Annotated in this window: 15 protein-coding genes; 8 read left to right on the forward strand and 7 right to left on the reverse strand. The window is 67.1% G+C overall.

Annotated elements, in window-relative coordinates:
* Window positions 1-196: 196 nt before the first annotated feature.
* Window positions 197-373 (reverse strand): glycine zipper 2TM domain-containing protein, encoded by a 177-nt coding sequence (locus KHO41_RS02390; protein ID WP_211951708.1) that lies wholly within the window; start codon window positions 371-373, stop codon window positions 197-199.
* 140 nt (window positions 374-513) lie between these two features.
* Window positions 514-1476, reverse strand: coding sequence for an NAD(P)-dependent oxidoreductase (locus tag KHO41_RS02395; RefSeq protein ID WP_376989606.1), 963 nt, complete (start codon window positions 1474-1476; stop codon window positions 514-516).
* A 163-nt stretch (window positions 1477-1639) separates the two neighbouring features.
* Between KHO41_RS02395 and KHO41_RS02400 the strand changes: the two genes are divergently transcribed.
* Window positions 1640-3643, forward strand: a complete 2004-nt coding sequence (locus tag KHO41_RS02400) for a S8 family peptidase (protein ID WP_211951710.1) — start codon at window positions 1640-1642, stop codon at window positions 3641-3643.
* 11 nt (window positions 3644-3654) lie between these two features.
* On the opposite strand, the gene KHO41_RS02405 is transcribed toward KHO41_RS02400, so the two are convergent.
* Window positions 3655-4743, reverse strand: a complete 1089-nt coding sequence (locus KHO41_RS02405) for a helix-turn-helix transcriptional regulator (RefSeq protein ID WP_211951711.1) — start codon at window positions 4741-4743, stop codon at window positions 3655-3657.
* A gap of 267 nt (window positions 4744-5010) precedes the next feature.
* Here KHO41_RS02405 and KHO41_RS02410 point away from each other — a divergent pair, with 267 nt between their 5' ends.
* The 3 genes from KHO41_RS02410 to KHO41_RS02420 all read left to right on the forward strand — a co-directional run bounded on the left by KHO41_RS02410 (window position 5011) and on the right by KHO41_RS02420 (window position 8803).
* Window positions 5011-5256, forward strand: a complete 246-nt coding sequence (locus KHO41_RS02410) for a helix-turn-helix domain-containing protein (protein ID WP_211951712.1) — start codon at window positions 5011-5013, stop codon at window positions 5254-5256.
* A 2-nt stretch (window positions 5257-5258) separates the two neighbouring features.
* The gene (locus KHO41_RS02415) at window positions 5259-6599 is read left to right on the forward strand and encodes a type II toxin-antitoxin system HipA family toxin (protein WP_211951713.1); all 1341 of its coding nucleotides are present in this window, start codon (window positions 5259-5261) and stop codon (window positions 6597-6599) included.
* Window positions 6600-6727: 128 nt separating this feature from the next.
* Window positions 6728-8803, forward strand: coding sequence for a putative bifunctional diguanylate cyclase/phosphodiesterase (locus KHO41_RS02420; protein WP_211951714.1), 2076 nt, complete (start codon window positions 6728-6730; stop codon window positions 8801-8803).
* 48 nt (window positions 8804-8851) lie between these two features.
* Here the strand turns inward: KHO41_RS02420 and KHO41_RS02425 are convergent, their stop codons facing one another.
* A complete protein-coding gene (locus KHO41_RS02425) occupies window positions 8852-9871 on the reverse strand; it encodes a Bug family tripartite tricarboxylate transporter substrate binding protein (protein ID WP_211951715.1) in 1020 nt (339 codons plus the stop codon).
* A gap of 255 nt (window positions 9872-10126) precedes the next feature.
* Between KHO41_RS02425 and KHO41_RS02430 the strand changes: the two genes are divergently transcribed.
* Window positions 10127-11890, forward strand: a complete 1764-nt coding sequence (locus KHO41_RS02430) for an IlvD/Edd family dehydratase (protein WP_211951716.1) — start codon at window positions 10127-10129, stop codon at window positions 11888-11890.
* 3 nt (window positions 11891-11893) lie between these two features.
* Window positions 11894-12574: a GntR family transcriptional regulator gene (locus KHO41_RS02435; protein ID WP_211951717.1), complete on the forward strand. Its 681-nt coding sequence runs from the start codon at window positions 11894-11896 to the stop codon at window positions 12572-12574.
* 16 nt (window positions 12575-12590) lie between these two features.
* On the opposite strand, the gene KHO41_RS02440 is transcribed toward KHO41_RS02435, so the two are convergent.
* Complete coding sequence (locus KHO41_RS02440; protein ID WP_211951718.1) at window positions 12591-13571, reverse strand: GlxA family transcriptional regulator; 981 nt, start codon at window positions 13569-13571, stop codon at window positions 12591-12593.
* 205 nt (window positions 13572-13776) lie between these two features.
* Here KHO41_RS02440 and KHO41_RS02445 point away from each other — a divergent pair, with 205 nt between their 5' ends.
* Entirely contained in the window at window positions 13777-15009 is a 1233-nt protein-coding gene (locus KHO41_RS02445; RefSeq protein WP_211951719.1) for an MFS transporter, read from the forward strand.
* Window positions 15010-15023: 14 nt separating this feature from the next.
* A complete protein-coding gene (locus KHO41_RS02450) occupies window positions 15024-15239 on the forward strand; it encodes a hypothetical protein (protein WP_211951720.1) in 216 nt (71 codons plus the stop codon).
* Between the two features lie 9 nt (window positions 15240-15248).
* Here KHO41_RS02450 and KHO41_RS02455 read toward each other — a convergent pair whose 3' ends face one another.
* Window positions 15249-17426, reverse strand: coding sequence for a cation:proton antiporter (locus KHO41_RS02455; protein ID WP_211951721.1), 2178 nt, complete (start codon window positions 17424-17426; stop codon window positions 15249-15251).
* Window positions 17423-18364 (reverse strand): LysR family transcriptional regulator, encoded by a 942-nt coding sequence (locus tag KHO41_RS02460; protein ID WP_211951722.1) that lies wholly within the window; start codon window positions 18362-18364, stop codon window positions 17423-17425. Before KHO41_RS02460 ends, KHO41_RS02455 begins: the two co-directional genes overlap by 4 nt.
* Between the last annotated feature and the right edge of the window lie 98 nt (window positions 18365-18462).

Genomic DNA, 18462 nt, shown 5'->3' on the forward strand with positions numbered 1-18462 from the left:
ATCCTAGCCGAATAATGCGTATCGCCAGTTGCGTGCGCGCAGCTAGATCGGCCCTGGCAAATATATTCAGGACGCATGCGAAACCGTTGAAGGCGGTTTGCACAAGACTTGCGCACACATGGAAACGCCCGCTGCGCGAACAGCGGGCGTTGAATGGGATGGGCGCTCGGTTCAGATTCAGGGCTATTGCCGAGTTCTACTTGCCGAGTTCGTGGCCGACCACGCCACCGACCACCGCGCCGCCCACGGTGCCAGCGGTGCTGCCGTGCGTCAGTTCGTGACCTGCTACGCCACCGGCCACTGCACCGGCCGCGGTACAGCCGGCGAGGCCCATGCCAGCGCTAACCAGCAGCGCAATTGCGATTTTCCACATGGTCGTCTCCTGAGCCGCGCACGGATGCCGCCATCCGTGCTCATGCTTTCCAGCTTAGGCACAGGGGTACGCCGGGCCTTTCCGGCGCAGGCCGATTGCCATGTAGGAATTGTCGGACGGCCAGGTGCCGTCCGGATCGCTCAGTTCTGCGAAAAGCGGCGCAGGCGCTTGATCAGCGACGAGGTGTCCGAGCGGCCGCAGCCCATCTGCTGCAGGTCGGCATAGAACTGGTCGACCGTCGCGGTGACCGGCAGGCTCGCGCCGTTGCGGCGCGCCTCGTCCAGGCACAGGCCCAGGTCCTTGCGCATCCAGTCCACGGCGAAGCCGAAGTCGAACTTGTTTTCGATCATGGTCGGGCCGCGGTTCTCGAGCTGCCAGGAACCGGCCGCGCCCTTGCTGATGACGTCGAGCACCAGCTTCATGTCCAGGCCGGCGCGTTCGCCGAACGCGATGGCTTCGGACAGGCCCTGGATCAGGCCGGCGATGCTGATCTGGTTGACCATCTTCGCGAGCTGCCCGGCGCCCGCTTCGCCAATGCGCGTCACGGCGCGCGCATACGCGGCGATCACCGGCTCGGCGCGCGTGTAGACGTCGGCATCGCCGCCGCACATGATGGTCAGGATGCCTTTCTCCGCGCCGACTTCGCCGCCGGACACGGGGCCGTCGATGAAATGCAGGCCGCGTTCGCGCGCCGCTGCGTAGAGTTCACGCGCCACGTTGGCGCTGGCGGTGGTGTGGTCGACGAAGATGCAGCCTGTGGGCGCGGCGAAGAACGCGCCATCCGGGCCGGTCAGCACCGAGCGCAGGTCGTCGTCGTTACCCACGCACGAACAGACCACGTCGGCCTGCCTGACGGCCTGTGCCGGGGTGTCGGCCGCCTTGCCGCCAAACTTCTCGACCCAGGCCTGCGCCTTGGCCGCGGTGCGGTTGTAGACAACGACTTCATGGCCCTTGGCGGCCAGGTGGCCGGCCATGTGGAAGCCCATGACGCCAAGCCCGAGGAATGCGACACGCATGCTGCGACTCCGTAACTGATTCGATGTTGTTGGATATTCGGTGGCGCGCGGCGGCTCTTGTAGCGGTACCTGTTGCGGTCGCCGCATTGGCGCGCTGCGCGGGGGAGGTCGTGGCCTCAGCCGCAGAGTATACGGCCTGCGGCCGGCATCGTGCGCCGTGCCTGAGCCTGTGCGAAACGACAGTAACTGGTGAAGTCCGGCATGCCATCCTAAGCTGTGTGGACGTCACAGCGACACGAGGGGACCCCCAATGAACCCGACGGAACGCCGTGCGGCGTATCTGCTGATCTATGCCGGCTGCGCGCCAGAGCCGGACCATTTCACGAGCGACCTGCCGGTCAGCGCCGAAGTGTGGCTGATGTACGCGCAGGACAAGTCGTTCGGCGCGCCGCACGGGCTGCTGCTCACGCCCCACAACGCCGCTGGCGTGGCCGCGCTGCGCACCGCCGTGCTGCAGCGCCTGCCGGCACTGGCGGAGCCGGACGCGCCGGCAGGCCGGTTCCTGGCCGCCAACGAATCGCACCTTCTGGCAAATATCGATTTCTTCGAACTGCTGCGGCTGCTGCCGTTGACGCCCTGGTGGGACACCCAGGTGCGCCGCCCGGTCGGCGCCGCGGGCATGTCGGCGGCGGCGCGCAAGGCGCTGGCGCACAGCCTGGCCGGCGAAGCGTTTGCGCGCTGGCTTGGCGAAGCGGTGCTGGCGCATGTCGCCAGCGAAACGGCGGTGGCGCGGTTCAAGGACATCGGCCATACGGCGGCGCGCACGCGCTTTGGGGGGCTCGGTGGCGAATGCAGCGAGGCGCTCGGACGGCTCGTCAATGTTGCGGCGCTCTATGTCGGTATGACGCTGCTAGGTTTGTCGGATGACAGCTACCCGCCCGCGGTACTGCGCCAGCGTGTCATGCAGGACAGCCAGCAGGTGCTGCAGGCGCTGTGGCAATGCGTGGAGGGCGACTGCGGTGCAGGTGCCGGCGCCGGCACGCCGCTTTGGCGCGTTTCGGTCAACCGCGACGTCGAGCATGCGGTGTTCGCGTCGCGCCGCACCGTCAAGGCTGATGCGGCGATTCGCGTGTTCGACACGGGCGGGCAGGGCGTGCGCTGGGCCGTGATCGATTCGGGAATCGATGCACGCCATCCCGCGTTCGCGGACCTCGATCGTTTTCCGGGGCCATTGCCTTTGCGCGACGGCCTGATCGAACCGCGCCTGTCGCGCGTGGTGCGGACGCTGGATTTCACGCGGTTATCGGCGATCACGAGCGGACGCCTGCCGTCTTTGCCCAAGAGCAAGGGCGGCGCGGACGATGCGGAAGTCCGCAAGCGTATCGAAGCCGTGGCGCGCGACCTGGCCGCGGGCCGCATGATCGACTGGTCGGTGATCGAGCCACTGCTGGAGATCCCGCACGCGGACGCCGCGCAGTACGTGGCGCCCGTGGGCAGCCACGGTACGCACGTGGCCGGCATCATTGGTGCCAACTGGCTGTCGTCGATGTACCTTGATCGGCCCGAGCCGCTGCGCGTGCCAGATGAGCTGGCCGGGCCCGTCAACGTGACGGGCATCTGCCCGCGCGTCGAACTGCTGGACCTGCGCATCTTCGACGCACAGGGGCGGGGCGATGAATTCGGCATTCTCGGCGCGTTGCAGTACGTGCGCTGGCTGAACCAGAGCCGCGACGGGCAGTACGTGCATGGCGTCAATCTGAGCCTGGCGCTGCACCACGACGTGCGCAACTACGCCTGCGGCAGCACGCCGGTATGCGTCGAATGCGACCGGCTTGTCGGCAATGGCGTGATCGTGGTCGCGGCGGCCGGCAACTACGGCTATGACGAAGCGTATGCCGCGGCCCACATGGGCGCGGGCTTCCGCGGCCAGACCATCACCGACCCGGGCAATGCGCAGTCGGTCATCACCGTGGGCGCCACGCACCGCACCGATCCGATGCGCTATGGCATCTCCTACTTCTCCAGCCATGGCCCGACTGGTGACGGCCGCATCAAGCCCGACCTGGTCGCGCCAGGGGAGAAGGTCACCTCGACCGTGCCGGGCGGCACGCTCGCGTCGATGGACGGCACCAGCATGGCGGCACCGCATGTGTCGGGCGTGGCGGCGCTGCTGCTGTCGCGCAATGGCGAACTGATGGGCCAGCCCGCGAAGGTCAAGGCGCTGCTGTGCGATACCGCGACGGATCTCGGACGCGACCGCGAGTTCCAGGGCGCCGGGCTGGTCGATGCGTTGCGCGTGCTGCAGCGAGTCTGAGCGGGCAGGCGCTATCCCTGTCCCAGGATCGCCTTCCTGACCAGTTCCGACTGCCGGTTGCACTGCATCTTCGTCATCAGCATGGCGATCTGCTTGCGCACGGTATTGACCGATACGCCCGCCGAGGCGGCATAGGCTGCGGCCGTCTGGCCCGCCACAAGCGCGGCGAGCACGCGGGCCTCCGCCGGCGTGATGCGGAACACCGCGGCAAGGTGGTCCGGGTCCGGTTGCTTGTCTTCGCTGCCGCGGCGTTGCATGCGCATCAGCACGCAGCGTTCGCCGGCCACGCGCAGCGAGGGCCCGGCCACCACCATGTCGATGGTGACCGTGACGCCGGTGCCGGCGGGAATCGTCATGCTTTGGCGGACGCCGGTCTGGCAAGTCATGGCCACGGACTGCAGCAGCATCGCGCGCATGCGCGGGTCGGCATGCCAGATGGTGCCATGGCGCTCGGCGAACATCGGTCCGGCGAAGATTTCCCGGGCCAGCGGCGAAACCCGCATCACGGCTCCGGTCGGGCCGACCAGGCAAATGGCCTCGTCGAACGAGGAGAATGCTTCTTCGAGGTTGGCAAGGTGGCTGTACACGGCATGCTGCCTGCGCGCGATCCCGTCGCGCAATGTGTGGAAGAAAGCTGCCGCGGGGCCGCGTTCGAGACGGTCGGACGCGCCCATGTCGACGGTGCCGCGCTGGAAGCTGATTGCGGCACGCAGGGTCGGCGCATCGGCAAGGATGTAGGCCTGGACCTGCGCCATGCGGTACTTCACCATGAAATCGGCGTAGTACTCGGTATTGCGAAACTGCGCGAGCGCGTACATGCGGCTGGTGTCCATCCACTGGCCTGCGGGCTGGCGCATGGCGTCGTGCGCGAAGCGGTCCAGCGTGTGGAAATGCTCGCGGTAGTCGCGTTCGCCGTCGGCGTCCACGCCGACCTGCGACAGGTGGAGCAGGGCGCCGCTGCCGTCGAATATCAACAGCGAGCCGCTGTCCGCGCCGACCACGTCGCGCGCCGCGGTCAGGATGTCCGTCCACGGCGGCGCCGGATCTTCCAGGTGATGCGCCGCCTCGATGGCGCGGCGCAGCAAGGCTTGGTCGCTCAACTCGGGATTCCTTTGACCGCTCCAGGCGCGTGCCTGGCTATTCCTGTCATGGTGGGCGAAATCTGGCCAATGCCAATGCCCCAAACGGGGGATGAGACGCCTTGGTGCAACACCGGCCGGAAAAATATGCGCTATGAGGCATATTAAATACCCATGACATCGCTATTTTTGGAATAACGATGTCATGGGTATTTGCGAAATACCTATGACATTGGTAAATTAGATTTAGCAACCACATGGGTAAAAAGCGGGCGCAAGGTGAACCACATGAAACAAGTCCTTTCCACCCCCTTGCAGGTCAGCCAGGTGCTTCAGGGCGCCCGCAAGGCCGCAGGCCTGAACCAGAGCGAAACGGCGGCCAGGCTCAATATCAGCCAGAGTCGTATGTCCCACATGGAGCTGAACCCCGGCAGCATCAGCGTAGACCAGTTGCTGGCCTTGATGGGGGTGCTCGGACTCGAACTGGTGGTGCAGGAAAAGCATGGCGGCGTGGATGCCGAGGCGGGGTGGTGACCATGACCGTACGCAAGACGCGGACACCGGCGCTGTCGGTCTGGGCCAATGGCCAGCGCGTGGGAACATGGCGCAATCCGGGCAGTGCGGCGACGGAGTTCGAGTACGACACGGCATGGATGCACTCGGACACGGGCCGACCGCTGTCGCTGTCTCTCGACTATGCATTGGGTACCCGGAAGGTCATCCGTGGCGAACCGGTGCATCACTACTTCGACAACCTGTTGCCCGACAGCGAACCGATCCGGCGGCGACTGGCCATGCGGTTCGGGACCGGCTCGACCGATGCTTTTGCGCTGCTGTCGGCGATTGGCCGCGATTGCGTCGGCGCGGTACAGCTGCTCGGGGAGGACGAGATCCCCGCAGGCCATGACCGCATCGAGGGCGAACCGCTGTCCGACAGGCAGATCGAGCAATGGCTGCGCGACACCGTGTCGACGCCGGCACCGGGACATGATCGGGACGACGACTTTCGCATCTCGATTGCCGGCGCGCAGGAAAAGACGGCGCTGCTGCGGCATGCGGGGCAATGGCTGCGCCCGCACGGTGCCACGCCGACCACGCATATCCTGAAGCTGCCCCTCGGGCTGGTTGGCAACCGGCGCGCCGACCTGAGCGCATCGGTCGAGAACGAATGGCTATGCCTGAATATCCTTGGCGCCTACGGGCTGCCGGTCGCGCATAGCGAAATGCTGACGTTCGGCGAGCAGAAGGTGCTGAGCGTGAGCCGCTTCGACCGCCAGATGCATGCTTCGGGAAACTGGTTGCTGCGCCTCCCGCAGGAGGATTTCTGCCAGGTCTTCGGGCTGAGTTCGCTGCAGAAGTACGAAGCCGATGGCGGTCCGGGCATGGAGCGGATCGCGACCGTGCTGCGCAATTCCGAAACCCCGATGCAGGACCTGGAAACGCTGTTCAGCGCCCAACTGCTGTTCTGGCTGCTTGCCGCGCCAGACGGACATGCGAAGAACTTCAGCATCCGCCTGCTGGCCGGCGGGCGCTACCGGATGACGCCGCTCTATGACGTCATGTCGGTCTGGCCGGTCATTGGAGATGGTCCGAACCAGTTCTCGTGGCATCGCACCAAGCTGGCCATGGCCGTCGCTGGCAAGAGCCGGCACTATGCGCTGCGCAACATCCAGCGCCGGCACTTCAATGCCATGGCGTCGCAATGTTTCCTGGGCACCGATGCGGAGCCGGTGATCGAGCGGTTGATAGCCCGGACGCCCGCGGTAATCGATACCGTGGGAGCCATGCTTCCGCCAGGATTCCCGCAGCGCGTGGCCGACACGATCCTGAACGGCTTGCGGACCTCGGTCGAAAGGCTGGCCGGCATGCAGCCATAGCTTCTCCGTCTGTCGTTGGGGCCCGTATCGAACGCCGCCTGACGGATAATTCCCTCAATCCGCACCCGCTTGCGCCGTTAAAGCCCCGAACCAGCAGGATTCCCGCCTGCGCCGCCCCCGTATCTGCCATGGCTCCCAGCTACGACCTGCTGCTTGTCCTTTTCTCGCTCCTGATCGCCGTCCTGGCGTCCTATACCGCGCTGGACCTGTCCGGGCGCATCGTGTCTGCCCGCGGGCGGGCTGCTCACCTGTGGCTGGCCGGCGGGGCGATGGCCATGGGGCTCGGCATCTGGGCCATGCATTTCGTTGGCATGCAGGCCTACCAGTTGCCGATCCGGCTGGGCTACGACCCGGTGGTGACGCTGCTGTCGCTCGTGATCGCCGTGCTGGCTTCGGCGTTTGCGCTGAAGCTGGTGTCGCTGGAGCACCTGCCCTGGCGGCGCCTGTGCCTGGGCGCGCTCGGAATGGGCGCGGCGGTGAGTTCCATGCACTACATGGGCATGGCGGCCCTGCGGATGCGGCCCGGCATCGACTACGACCCGTTGCTCTTTGCGCTGTCGATCGTGATCGCGGTGGCGGCATCGGGGGCTGCACTGTGGATCGCATTCCGCCTGCGCCGGCAGATGCCGCGCGTGCGCCAGTTGCGCATGGGCGCCGCGCTGGTGATGGGCAGCGCCATTGCGGCCATGCACTACACCGGCATGGCTGCGGCCAGCATTGCGCCGGGCAGTGTCTGCGGCGCGGCGCGGACCGGTCTGGACAGTGGCATGCTGACGCTGCCGATCGTCGTCATCACGCTGTGCGTGCTGGCCGTGGCGCTGATCACGTCGGTGCTCGACATGCGGCTGGAGATGCGTACCGGCCTGTTGGTGCAGGCGCTCACCGAAGCCAATGAAGAGCTTTCGTTCCTGGCCATGCACGACAAGCTGACCCGGCTGCCGAACCGCGCGCTGCTCGATGACCGGTTCCTGCGCATCGTGCAGGCCAGCAGTCGTGGCGGCAAGCGTTTTGCCGTGCTGTTCATCGACCTGGACGGCTTCAAGGGCATCAACGATTCCTATGGTCACCAGGCCGGCGACACGCTGTTGCTGGAGATCGCGCGGCGGCTCGGTTTGCCCGAACATGGCATCGACACGGTAGCGCGTGTCGGCGGCGATGAGTTCGTAGTCCTGGTGGAAGTCGATACGCCGGACGCTGCCGGCGTGCTGGCCCAGTGCCTTCTGACTGCCATTTGCGAGCCGGTGCAGGCCGGAGGGCAGGCGCTGCATGTGTCGGCCAGCATCGGCATCGCGGTGTATCCGGACGATGGCGACAGCCAGCACGCGTTGCTGACCAATGCGGACGCGGCGATGTATCACGCCAAGGCGGCGGGCCGCAATGCCTGCTACTTCTTCGAGAGTTCGATGAATTTCCAGGCCGGTGCGCGTCAGGTGCTGATCCAGGACATGCGTGCCGCGCTGGCCGCGAGCCAGTTCGTGCTGCACTACCAGCCCAAATATCGCGCGCCGGACGGCCCGCTGCTCGGCGCGGAGGCGCTGCTGCGCTGGAACCATCCTGTGCACGGCATGATCTCGCCCGATGGTTTTATCGGCCTGGCGGAAAAGAGCGGGCTGATCGTGGCCATCGGCGAGTGGGTGCTCAACGAAGCCTGCCGGCAACTGGCCGTGTGGCATGCGGCGGGCCATCCTGAATGGACCATTGCCGTCAACCTGTCGGCGCTGCAGTTCTGCCAGGAGAACCTGCTGCACACCGTAGCGAAGGTGCTCGAGCGTCATGCGATACCGCCACACTGCCTGACGCTCGAGATTACCGAATCCACCGCCATGCATGACGTCGACGAGAGTCTGCGGATACTCGGCAGCCTCGACGCGCTGGGCGTGCGCATCGCCATCGACGACTTCGGCACGGGCTACTCGAGCCTGCTGCACCTGAAGCGCATTCCCGCGAGCGAACTGAAGATCGACCGCGGCTTCGTGCGCGACCTGGCGCATGACACCGAAGACGCCGCCATCGTTTCCGCAATCGTTGCGCTCGGCCGGACGCTGAGCCTCAATGTCGTCGCAGAGGGCGTCGAAACGCACGCGCAGCGGAAGTTCCTGACCGAGGCCGGCTGCGACGCGCTGCAGGGCTATCTGCTCGGCGAGCCGATTCCGGCCTCGGCATTCCCGGGGCGGGAGCGGGTGCTGGAGGAGGCGGCAGCCTGAGCGGGCGCGGCAGCCGCCGGCTGCCCGCCCGGACCGCTTGCCTGCCGCTTATTCAGGCTTCACGCCTGCATCGCGGATCACCGTATTCCATCTCGCGAGCTCGGACTTGATCCTCGCGCCGGTCTGCGCCGGCGTGGTCCACGTGGCAATGGCGCCTTGCTTGAGCAGCGCTTCCTTGACGTCCGGTTCGGCCAGGATCTTTTTCAGGTCGGCACTCAGCCGGTCGATCACCGGTGCCGGCGTGCCCGCCGGCGCGACGATGCCGAACATGGAGCTGACCTCGAAGTCCTTCAGGCCCGCTTCGGCCGCCGTCGGCACGTCGGGCAGCGCGCTGACGCGCTGCGAAGACGTCACCGCCAGCGCGCGGATCTTCCCGCCCTTCACATAGGCCTGCGCGGCGGGCACGGTTTCCACCATGCTTAGCACCTGGCCGCCGATCAGGTCGGTCATGGCCGGGCCGCTGCCCTTGTACGGCACATGAAGCATGTCCACGCCAGCCATGCGCTTGAACATCTCGCCGGCCAGGTGTTGCGGCGAGCCGTTGCCCGCGGAGCCGTAAGTGATCGTGCCCGGCTTCGATTTGGCCAGCGACACCAGTTGCGGCAGCGTGCTGGCATTGACGGACGGATTGACCACGAAGACCAGCGGCACGGTGCCGACGATGGCCACCGGCGCGAAGCTCTTCTCGATGTCGTACGGCACGCGGCCCTTGTACAGCGCGGCATTGATCGCGTGGCTCGTCAGCGCGCCCATCAGCAGCGTGTAGCCGTCCGGTGCCGCCTTGGCGACCAAATCCGCACCGATATTGCCGGCAGCGCCGGCGCGGTTGTCGACCACGACCTGCTGGCCGAGCGTGGCCGACAGGTGTTGGGCCAGCGTGCGGCCGATGACGTCGGTGGCACCGCCCGGCGGGTAGGGCACCACAAGGCGAATCGGCTTGTTGGGGTAGTCGTTGGCAGCGGCCAGCGACGGGGCCAGCAGCAGGCTGGCGCAGGCCAGCGACGACAGCAGCAGGGCGCGGCGCGGCGCACGAATGCCCCGGCCGGGCATGCGGGAAATGCCGGACATGAAAGTCTCCTGTGCCGGGATCTTGTGGGAATCGGGGGGAAGCGCGCGGCGGTTCCACGCCGCTTGCCGATGACGCCCGGCTCGTCATCGAGGCCAAGTGTAGGGTGGGCCTCTTGATTGATGAATCAGAATTTTTCTATCGACTGATCTCAAATACAGATTAATTTGCCGGAAATTCCATAGCACTTGCGGCCTGCGGCCGAGGCCGGCTAAGCTTCGCCTCTCGATTATCAATAATCTTATCGGAGATGCCGGATGCCTTCCGCCCACGACCCCAAGCTGCCGCAGGACGGTGCCGCCCCCACCGAGGGCCTTGCCAAGGGCCTGACCAACTACGGCGATACGGGCTTCTCGCTGTTCCTGCGCAAGGCTTTCATCAAGGGAGCGGGCTTCACTGACGACGCGCTGTCGCGTCCGGTGATCGGCATCGTCAACACGGGCAGCAGCTACAACCCGTGCCACGGCAATGCGCCGCAGCTCGTGGAGGCGGTCAAGCGCGGCGTAATGCTCGCGGGCGGCTTGCCGGTGGATTTTCCGACGATCTCGGTGCACGAGAGCTTCTCCGCGCCGACCAGCATGTACCTGCGCAACCTGATGTCGATGGACACCGAGGAAATGATCCGCTCGCAGCCGATGGACGCCGTGGTGCTGATCGGTGGCTGCGACAAGACGGTGCCGGCGCAGTTGATGGGTGCGGCTTCGGCAGGCGTGCCAGCGATCCAGCTCGTGACCGGGTCGATGCTGACCGGGTCGCATCGCAGTGAGCGGGTCGGGGCGTGCACAGACTGCCGGCGCTACTGGGGCCGCTACCGGGCCGAGGAGATCGACAGCGCGGAGATCGCCGACGTCAACAACCAGCTCGTGGCCAGCGTGGGCACGTGTTCGGTGATGGGCACGGCCAGCACCATGGCCTGCGTCGCCGAAGCGCTTGGCATGATGGTCAGCGGCGGCGCGTCGGCCCCGGCAGTCACGGCCGACCGCGTGCGCATCGCCGAGCGCACCGGCACCACCGCGGTCGCCATGGCCGCCGCACGGCTGACGCCCGACCGCATCCTGACCGGCAAGGCCTTCGAGAACGCGCTGCGCGTGCTGCTGGCCATCGGCGGATCCACCAACGGCATCGTCCACCTGACGGCGATCGCCGGGCGCCTGGGCATCGACATCGATCTGGCGGGGCTCGACCGCATGAGCCGTGAAACGCCGGTGCTGGTCGACCTGAAGCCTTCGGGCCAGCACTACATGGAGGACTTCCACAAGGCGGGCGGCATGCTGACGCTGCTGCGCGAACTGCGTCCGCTGCTGCATCTCGACACGCTGACCGTCTCGGGCCGCACGCTTGGCGAAGAACTCGACGCAGCCCCGCCGCTGTTCCCGCAGGACGTGATCCGCGGCGCCGGCAATCCGATCTATCCGGCCGGCGGCCTGGCAGTGCTGCGCGGCAACATGGCACCGGGCGGTGCCATCATCAAGCAATCGGCCGCCAACCCGGCGCTGATGGAGCACGAAGGGCGCGCGGTGGTGTTCGAGAATGCCGAAGACATGGCGCAGCGCATCGACGACGAGTCGCTCGACGTCAAGGCCGACGACATCCTCGTGCTCAAGCGCATCGGGCCGACCGGCGCGCCGGGCATGCCCGAAGCCGGCTATATGCCGATCCCCAAGAAGCTCGCGCGCGCCGGCGTGAAGGACATGGTGCGCGTGTCGGACGGGCGCATGAGCGGCACCGCGGCCGGCACCATCGTGCTGCACGTGACGCCTGAAGCGGCCATCGGCGGGCCGCTGGCGCTGGTGCAGAACGGCGACCGTATCCGGCTGTCAGTGACGAATCGGGAAATTGCGCTGCTGGTCGACGATGCAGAGCTTGCCCGTCGCGCTGCCGCGCAGCCGGTTGAACGCCCGCGCGCGGAACGTGGCTATCGCAAGCTGTTCCTCGACACCGTGACGCAGGCCGACCAGGGCGTGGATTTCGACTTTTTGCGCGCCACGCAGACCGTCGATACCGTGCCGAAGCAGGGCTGAGCCATGACCGCTACCGCAGCGACGGTCACCGCCATCGACGGCGGCGACGCCATGGAGCAGGCGCTCGACACGCTCGAAGAAGACATCGTCTTCGGCCGCCTGCACCCGCGCGAGCGGCTGACCGAAGATGCGTTGATGGCGCGCTTCGGCCTCAAGCGCCACGTGGTCCGGCAGGTGCTGGCAGAGTTGGAACAAATGGGCGTGGTGGAGCGCAAGCGCAATGTCGGCGCCGTCGTGCGCGCCTTCGATGCGCATGAGGTGGTGGAGCTTTACGGATTGCGCGAGGTGCTGGAGTGCCACGCTGCAGCGCTCATCGCCTTGCCGGTGCCGTCCGAGCGCCTGCAGGCGCTGATCGACATCCAGCAACGCCACGATGCCGCCGTTGCCGCCGGGGATGCGCGCGCCGTCTTCCGTATCAACCAGGCGTTCCACCGCGAACTGTTCGCGCTGACCGACAACGCCGTGCTGCAGCAGGCCATTGGCGAATACGCACGGCGCACCCATCCGATCCGCTTCGGCACGCTTGCCGCGGCCGCGTACCGCGAACGCGCGCGGCAGGAGCACTGGGCCATGATCGAGGCGCTGCGCGAAGGGCGGCGCGACGATTTGGTGGCGCTGTGCCGCAGGCACCTGCTGCCGTCGCGAGACGCTTACCTGGCCGCCGAAAAGGCACGCGGCCACTGATCTGTCCGGCGCGTGCTCAGTGGGCGATGCGTTCGCCCGGATGCGCCTGCCGGAATTCTCCCGGCGTCATCGGCTGTGCCTTGTTCCAGCAGGCACGGAAGGCCTGCACGCTCGCAAAGCCGCATTGTTCGGCGATTTCCTCGATCGGCAGTGACGATGCCTCCAGCAGCCGGCGTGCCTTGTCCATGCGCAGCGCAAGCTGGTATTGCTTGGGCGTGAGCCCGGTTTCCCTTGCGAACACGCGTGACAGGTGCCTGACGCTGGTCGCGAAGGCTTCCGCGAATGACGGATCGGACACGCCCACCGACAGGTCGGCCGAAATGGCGTCCTGCACCGCATGGACCAGCGCATTGCCATGCGAGCGCGAGCGGAATTTCGACGCGAGTTCCGGGTCGCTGCTGAAGCGCCGGAATGGCACCACGTTCTCGCGCGCCACGCGAATGGCGGCGTCATCGCCAAAGGCATCGGCTACAAGCTGCAAGGCCAGGTCGATGCCCGAGGCGACGCCCGCCGACGTCCAGATTTGGCTGTCGCTGACGAAAATGCGGTTGTCGACCACGGTCGCACCCGGATGCCTCGCACGCAGCCTGCCGACATGGGCGTAGTGCGTGGTGCACACCCGCCCATCGAGCAAACCGGCCTCGCCGAGCAGGTAGGCGCCCGTGCACACGGCGGCGATGGTGGGCCGTTCCTTCGCCTCAGACGCCACGCCGCGCAGCCAGTCCGCCGTATCGCGCCAGGCGGACGAGCGGGTCAGCGTGTCCGTCATCTTGCTGCCAATGGCGAGCACAATGTCGCCCGGAAGCAGCCGTGCCGGCAAGGGCCCGACCCGGCCGAGTTCGATGCCCTGGAATGCCTGCACGCTCGAATGCGGGCCCACACAACGCACGGCGAGCGGACCGATGTCGAGTTCGGCAACGGTCGACAGGATCTGCAGCGGCCCGGCCAGGTCGAGCATGTGGATGCCGGGCAGCATGAGGAAGTAGGCGGTGGGCATGGGCGGAGAACCTGATTCTTCCCGGGGCGGAAATTAACCAGAAGTTTGCCACTTGTGTACTTTGGTGGCTAGATTTTGCGGTTGATCGGTTAAAGGTGTCATGGCTAAAAATTTGCCATAGGTGTCGGGTCCTTTGCTGGTGGGCGGTCGTTGCGACCCATAGCATGACAGTCACCCCCTCCACCTTGCGCCAGGATCCGCCGACATGAAAAGCCCCCCGATTTCCCGTTCCGTCACGCTGCTGCTGGTCGCTACCGGCTTTGCGGTGATGTTCGCGTCGACCGCCGTCAAAGGGGTCTACCAGGTGTATTTCGTGCAGCTTGCGTCGCACTTCGGGCAAGGCCGCGCGCAGTTCGCATGGTCCAGCGCGCTGTTCATGCTGGCGACGGGCCTCATGTCGCCCGTCGTTGGTGCGCTTAGCGACCGGGTGGGGCCGTTGCGCACATCGGCCGTCGGCGCACTGGCGGCAGGCCTGGCCTACGCCAGTGCCGCCTTGTGGAGCCAGTCGCTGGTCTGGTTCAGCCTCGCGTTCGGCATGGCCGGTGCGTTCGGGCTGGCGGCCATGACCTTCGTACCGATGGGCGTGCTCGTGGACCGCCTGTTCGAGGCGCGCCGAAAGGGGCTCGCCTATGCCATCGTCACGAACGGCACGGCAATCGGCTTTATCGTGCTGTCGCCGTTCTGGATCTGGCTGCAGCCGCAGGCTGCGTGGACGACGGTGTTCGGTGCGGTCGGCATGGTCTTCGCCGTGCCGGTAGCCGCCGTGCTCTGGCTGCTGTCGCGCTGGGAGCCGCCAGCCCCGGCGGCAGCGACCACTCAGGCACGCGGCTCGGCATGGTCGATCGTGCGGCGCGATCCGGTGTTCTACGTGCTGGCAGCAGGATTCTTCGGCTGCGGTGCGACCATGGCCTTTATCGATGTGCACTTGCTGGCGCACTGGCAGGACCGCGGCGTGGCCCGCATGGAAATGGGCTACGCGCTGAGCGCGCTCGGCGTGCTGGAACTCGTCAGCGGCATTGCATCGGGGGCGCTGGCGCTGCGCTTCGACAAGCACCGGCTGCTGGCGGCGTTCTACGCCATGCGCTGCATCGCGATGCTGTTGCTGCTGGTGCCAGAGGCGGGTGTGCTGCCGTTCGCGCTGGTGTTCGGCAGCAGCTATCTCGGCACCGTGATCCTGACGTCGATGTTCTGCTTCGAGCGCTATGGCAGCCAGGTCAAGGGCAGGGTGTTCGGGCTGCTGTTCCTGGTCCACCAGGTCGGCGCGTTCCTGAGTGTGCAACTTGGGGCGCGGTCGTTCGAATCGAGCAGCAGCTATGTGCAGACCATCGTCGCGCTCGGTGTGGCGACCGGCTTCGCGGCCATCTGCTCGTGGTTCGGCTTGCGTCGGGGCGTCACAGCGCCGCCGACCGTACCTGCCGGCGCTGGTGCGCAGGGCTGAGGGAGCCCATGCCCATGTCAGCACTCCCGTCCCTGGTTCGATGCCTGTTCATCGCCGCCTGCCTGCTTCCGCTGATGCTCGTTGCGCTGAAGTCAGGTGGCCGCGCGAAGCAGGCGGCAGCGTGGTCAGGCATCGCGCTGCTGGCCGTGCTGCTGAGCCTGGTGGACGTGTCTGCCTATGTGCAGGCACGGGTCGATGGCGTGCTGTTCCGTGCAGGATGCGGCGGGTAAGCGCTGCGGTTACCGCTGCTGCCGGGGCGGCTCCGGCATTGTCTCCTCCGCAGCGCGCGTTTCCGTCTGCGGTGGCTTGCGCCAGCGCGTCCAGCGGTCCGGGGCCGCGCGCAGAGGCGGCCGTGCCAGATTGGCTTGCCACGCGTGCTGCATGATCTGGTCGATCTGGTTGAAAGCTTCCTTCGAGATCACCGCTTCCTCGCGCATGGTGGCCAGCGATAGCTGGCCCTTGCGCAGCGCGAACAGCATCAGCAGCCGCCGTTCCAGCGCCACGGTGTAGTCGCCGAACTGCTCGCGCATCTGGCCCAGGCTTTCACCGGCGGAGTGGAAGCGTTCTTCGAGCACGCCGTCCAGTACCGTAGTCATGCGCGCGCCGAACACGGGCGTCAGCAGCGACCGGTTGTAGCGGCGCAGGCGGTCCAGTACGGTCTGGCGGCAGATCAGCAGTTCGAAACGGTCCGCCAGCGCGCGCGCCAGGGGACGATCGAGGCCCAGCCACTTGTGCAGGAAGAACGCGATGCGGTAGCCCAGGTGGTACTGCAGGATCGCACGTGCCGCGCGGTTGTAGCCGATGCGGCCCTGCTCGCGCGCGGCATCGATCATGTGCGACGTGTTGCGCATCATCGCGTCGAGATTCGCCACCGAGATCACGCCGTCACCGTACTCAGGAATCAGTTCGCGCTCGCGCGTGGCCAGCGTGACCAGCCCGATAGTCAACCGGTCGCGTTCGGACAGCGCACTGTCGAAATCAAACTCCACCGAACCCAGCTCGATGCCGCGTCGGTAGTGCTGTGCAACTTCGCGAGCGGCCGCCGGGGGCAGGTCGAACGTTTCGGCGACGCGGCCCAGCATCGCCTCGACTTCTTCGGTGGAGAGCCGGATAGCCTGCTGCTGCAGCGCGCGTTCCTGCGGCGACAGCTGGTTGAGGCCGAGCCGGTGGATCAGCGCGCGCAGCGTGGTGCCGTTGAGCAGCAGGCTGACCAGCACGAAGCCAGTCGCGAGGATCGCGACGAAGTGGCGCACCGGGAGAGGCAGCGCGGTGTTTTCGGCAATGCCGAGCGCAAGCACCAGCGTGACCGCGCCGCGCAGCCCGCCCCATGCGATGGCCAGCTTGAACGCGCCGCTGATCGGGGCGCTCAGCCGCAGCCATGACAGCACGGGCAGCAGGCCGAACAGCGTCAGCAGCCGCGCGCCGAGGGCGGCGGCCACCAGCACCAGCAACAGCCAGCCATGATGGGGCGTCACGCCAGCCAGCAGCGATGGCACGCGCACCGCGGCCAGCAGGAAGACCACGGCCCCCGCGATGCCCGCGAACTGTTCCCAGATCATGCGCAGGTGCCGCCAGTTGGCGGGCGTCAGGCGCGTGGGGCCCAGTGCGCTGACCATCAGGCCCGCGCACACCACGGCGACCACGCCGGACACATCGAGCAACTGGTCGGCCAGCAGGTAAAGCGGGTAGGGCAGCGCCAGCGTCAGCGCGCTTTCGGCCATGGCCAGGCCCGACAGGCGCGGCAGCACTTCGGCCACGAGCCGGCCCGCCAGCGTGCCGCACAGCACGCCGCCAATGAACGACCAGGCCAGTTCGCGCACGCCGGCGCCAAGCGTGGCCTGCGCGCCGTGGCCCGTGAGCATCGCCACCAGCACGCCGACGATGGCAATGGCCGCGGCGTCGTTGAGCAGGCTTTCGCCTTCGACAAGCCGGATCAGGCGTGCGGGCGCGCCCACGTCGCGGAAGATCGCAATGACGGCGGCGGGATCGGTGGTGGCGACCACGGCCCCAAGGAGCAGGCAGGCCGCGAGCGGCATGCCGCTGGCGGCCGACGTGGCCAGGCCGATCACGCCGGTGGCCACGATGACCGCGACTACGGCCAGCAACAGGATCGGCGCCGCGTCGGGCAGCATGCTGCGCACGTCGGCGGTCAGCGCCGCGTGGAACAGCAGCGGCGGCAGGAAGATCCACAGGTACGCTTCCGGCGGCAGTTCCGGATCGATCAGCGGATGCAGGAAGTGCTGCGCGAAGGCCGGATGCGCGGCATCAATGGCCACATAGCCCGCGCCGATGGCGATACCGATCGCCGACAGCAGCGTCGATTCCGGCAGCACCAGCCGCGCGGCGGCGACCTGCACGATGGCGACGATGGCTAGCAGCACGCCGGCCAGCACGAGGACATCGACGATGATGCTCATGCGCCCACCTCGGTGCCCGCGGCCTCCGGCTGTTCACGGAACTGGGTCAGGTGCACACGCACGGCATCGGCCAGTTCCGCCGCCGCCGGCGACAGGCTGCGGTTGCGCGCCGTGACCAGGCCGATCGACCGCTCGGTCACCGGCGCCGTCAGCAGCCGCTCCACGATGCCGGGCTGGCGCACCGTGCCGGCGGCGATTTCGGGCAGCGCCGCGACGCCGAAGCCGCATTCGACCATCGCCGCGATGGTGGCCAGGTGCTCGGCCTCGAACACGGGCTGGAAGCGGATGCGGTTCTGCAGGAAGGCCCATTCCGTGTACTGGCGCACGCTGCTCGGGTTCGTCATCGACACATGCGGCGCGCTCGCGGTGTCGGCCCAGCGCAGCGGACCCGTGCCGCGCGCCATCGGGTGCGCGGCCGGGATCAGCAGCACGAAGCGGTCGGACAGCAATGGTTCGTAGTGCAGGTCCGCCTGCTGCGGATCGGCGGCTGTGAGCGCGAAATCGACATCGCCGGAGCGGACCATGTCGAACGCGGGGCCGGACAGCGTATCGAACACCTTCAGCGCCACTTCGGGACGCGCGCGGTGGTAGGCCATCAGCACGCGCGGCAGCATGCGCGCGGCCAGCGACGGCAGTGCCGCCACGGCCACCTGCCCGCGCTCGGCGCTTGCTATGCCGGTGACGGCGTCGATCGCGCCACGAAACGCCGCCTGCAGCAGCGCCGCCTGCTGCATGAAGACCGCGCCGGCCGCGGTGAGCCGTACCGTGCGCGTGGTGCGGTCGAACAGCCGCACGCCAAGCGATTCCTCGATGCGCAGGATCTGGGTAGACAAGGCGGATTGCGACAGGTGCAGCTGGCTGGCCGCCTGCCGGAAGTTCAGCGTGCGGCCGAGGACCAGCGTGGTCTCGATGTCACGCATCGACAGGTTGATCTTCATGGGCGCTCGCACCCCGGTGGCTCGGGGCTGTCTGATTGATCTCGAATTCAGATCATTTTATCCATAGAATCGACTTCATCAATCAAAGCGCCTTCTCT

It is taken from the genome of Cupriavidus numazuensis (genome assembly GCF_905397435.1).
GTDB classification, from domain to species: Bacteria; Pseudomonadota; Gammaproteobacteria; order Burkholderiales; family Burkholderiaceae; genus Cupriavidus; species Cupriavidus numazuensis.

Coding starts and splice junctions, on each gene's coding strand:
- KHO41_RS02455 (WP_211951721.1), bottom strand. CDS start 17,426: ATGAGCATCATCGTCGATGTCCTCGTGCTGGCCGGCGTGCTGCTAGCC.
- KHO41_RS02450 (WP_211951720.1), top strand. CDS start 15,024: ATGTCAGCACTCCCGTCCCTGGTTCGATGCCTGTTCATCGCCGCCTGC.
- KHO41_RS02440 (WP_211951718.1), bottom strand. CDS start 13,571: ATGCCCACCGCCTACTTCCTCATGCTGCCCGGCATCCACATGCTCGAC.
- KHO41_RS02390 (WP_211951708.1), bottom strand. CDS start 373: ATGTGGAAAATCGCAATTGCGCTGCTGGTTAGCGCTGGCATGGGCCTC.
- KHO41_RS02430 (WP_211951716.1), top strand. CDS start 10,127: ATGCCTTCCGCCCACGACCCCAAGCTGCCGCAGGACGGTGCCGCCCCC.
- KHO41_RS02400 (WP_211951710.1), top strand. CDS start 1,640: ATGAACCCGACGGAACGCCGTGCGGCGTATCTGCTGATCTATGCCGGC.
- KHO41_RS02415 (WP_211951713.1), top strand. CDS start 5,259: ATGACCGTACGCAAGACGCGGACACCGGCGCTGTCGGTCTGGGCCAAT.
- KHO41_RS02445 (WP_211951719.1), top strand. CDS start 13,777: ATGAAAAGCCCCCCGATTTCCCGTTCCGTCACGCTGCTGCTGGTCGCT.
- KHO41_RS02410 (WP_211951712.1), top strand. CDS start 5,011: ATGAAACAAGTCCTTTCCACCCCCTTGCAGGTCAGCCAGGTGCTTCAG.
- KHO41_RS02425 (WP_211951715.1), bottom strand. CDS start 9,871: ATGTCCGGCATTTCCCGCATGCCCGGCCGGGGCATTCGTGCGCCGCGC.
- KHO41_RS02420 (WP_211951714.1), top strand. CDS start 6,728: ATGGCTCCCAGCTACGACCTGCTGCTTGTCCTTTTCTCGCTCCTGATC.
- KHO41_RS02435 (WP_211951717.1), top strand. CDS start 11,894: ATGACCGCTACCGCAGCGACGGTCACCGCCATCGACGGCGGCGACGCC.
- KHO41_RS02395 (WP_376989606.1), bottom strand. CDS start 1,476: ATGCGGCGACCGCAACAGGTACCGCTACAAGAGCCGCCGCGCGCCACC.
- KHO41_RS02460 (WP_211951722.1), bottom strand. CDS start 18,364: ATGAAGATCAACCTGTCGATGCGTGACATCGAGACCACGCTGGTCCTC.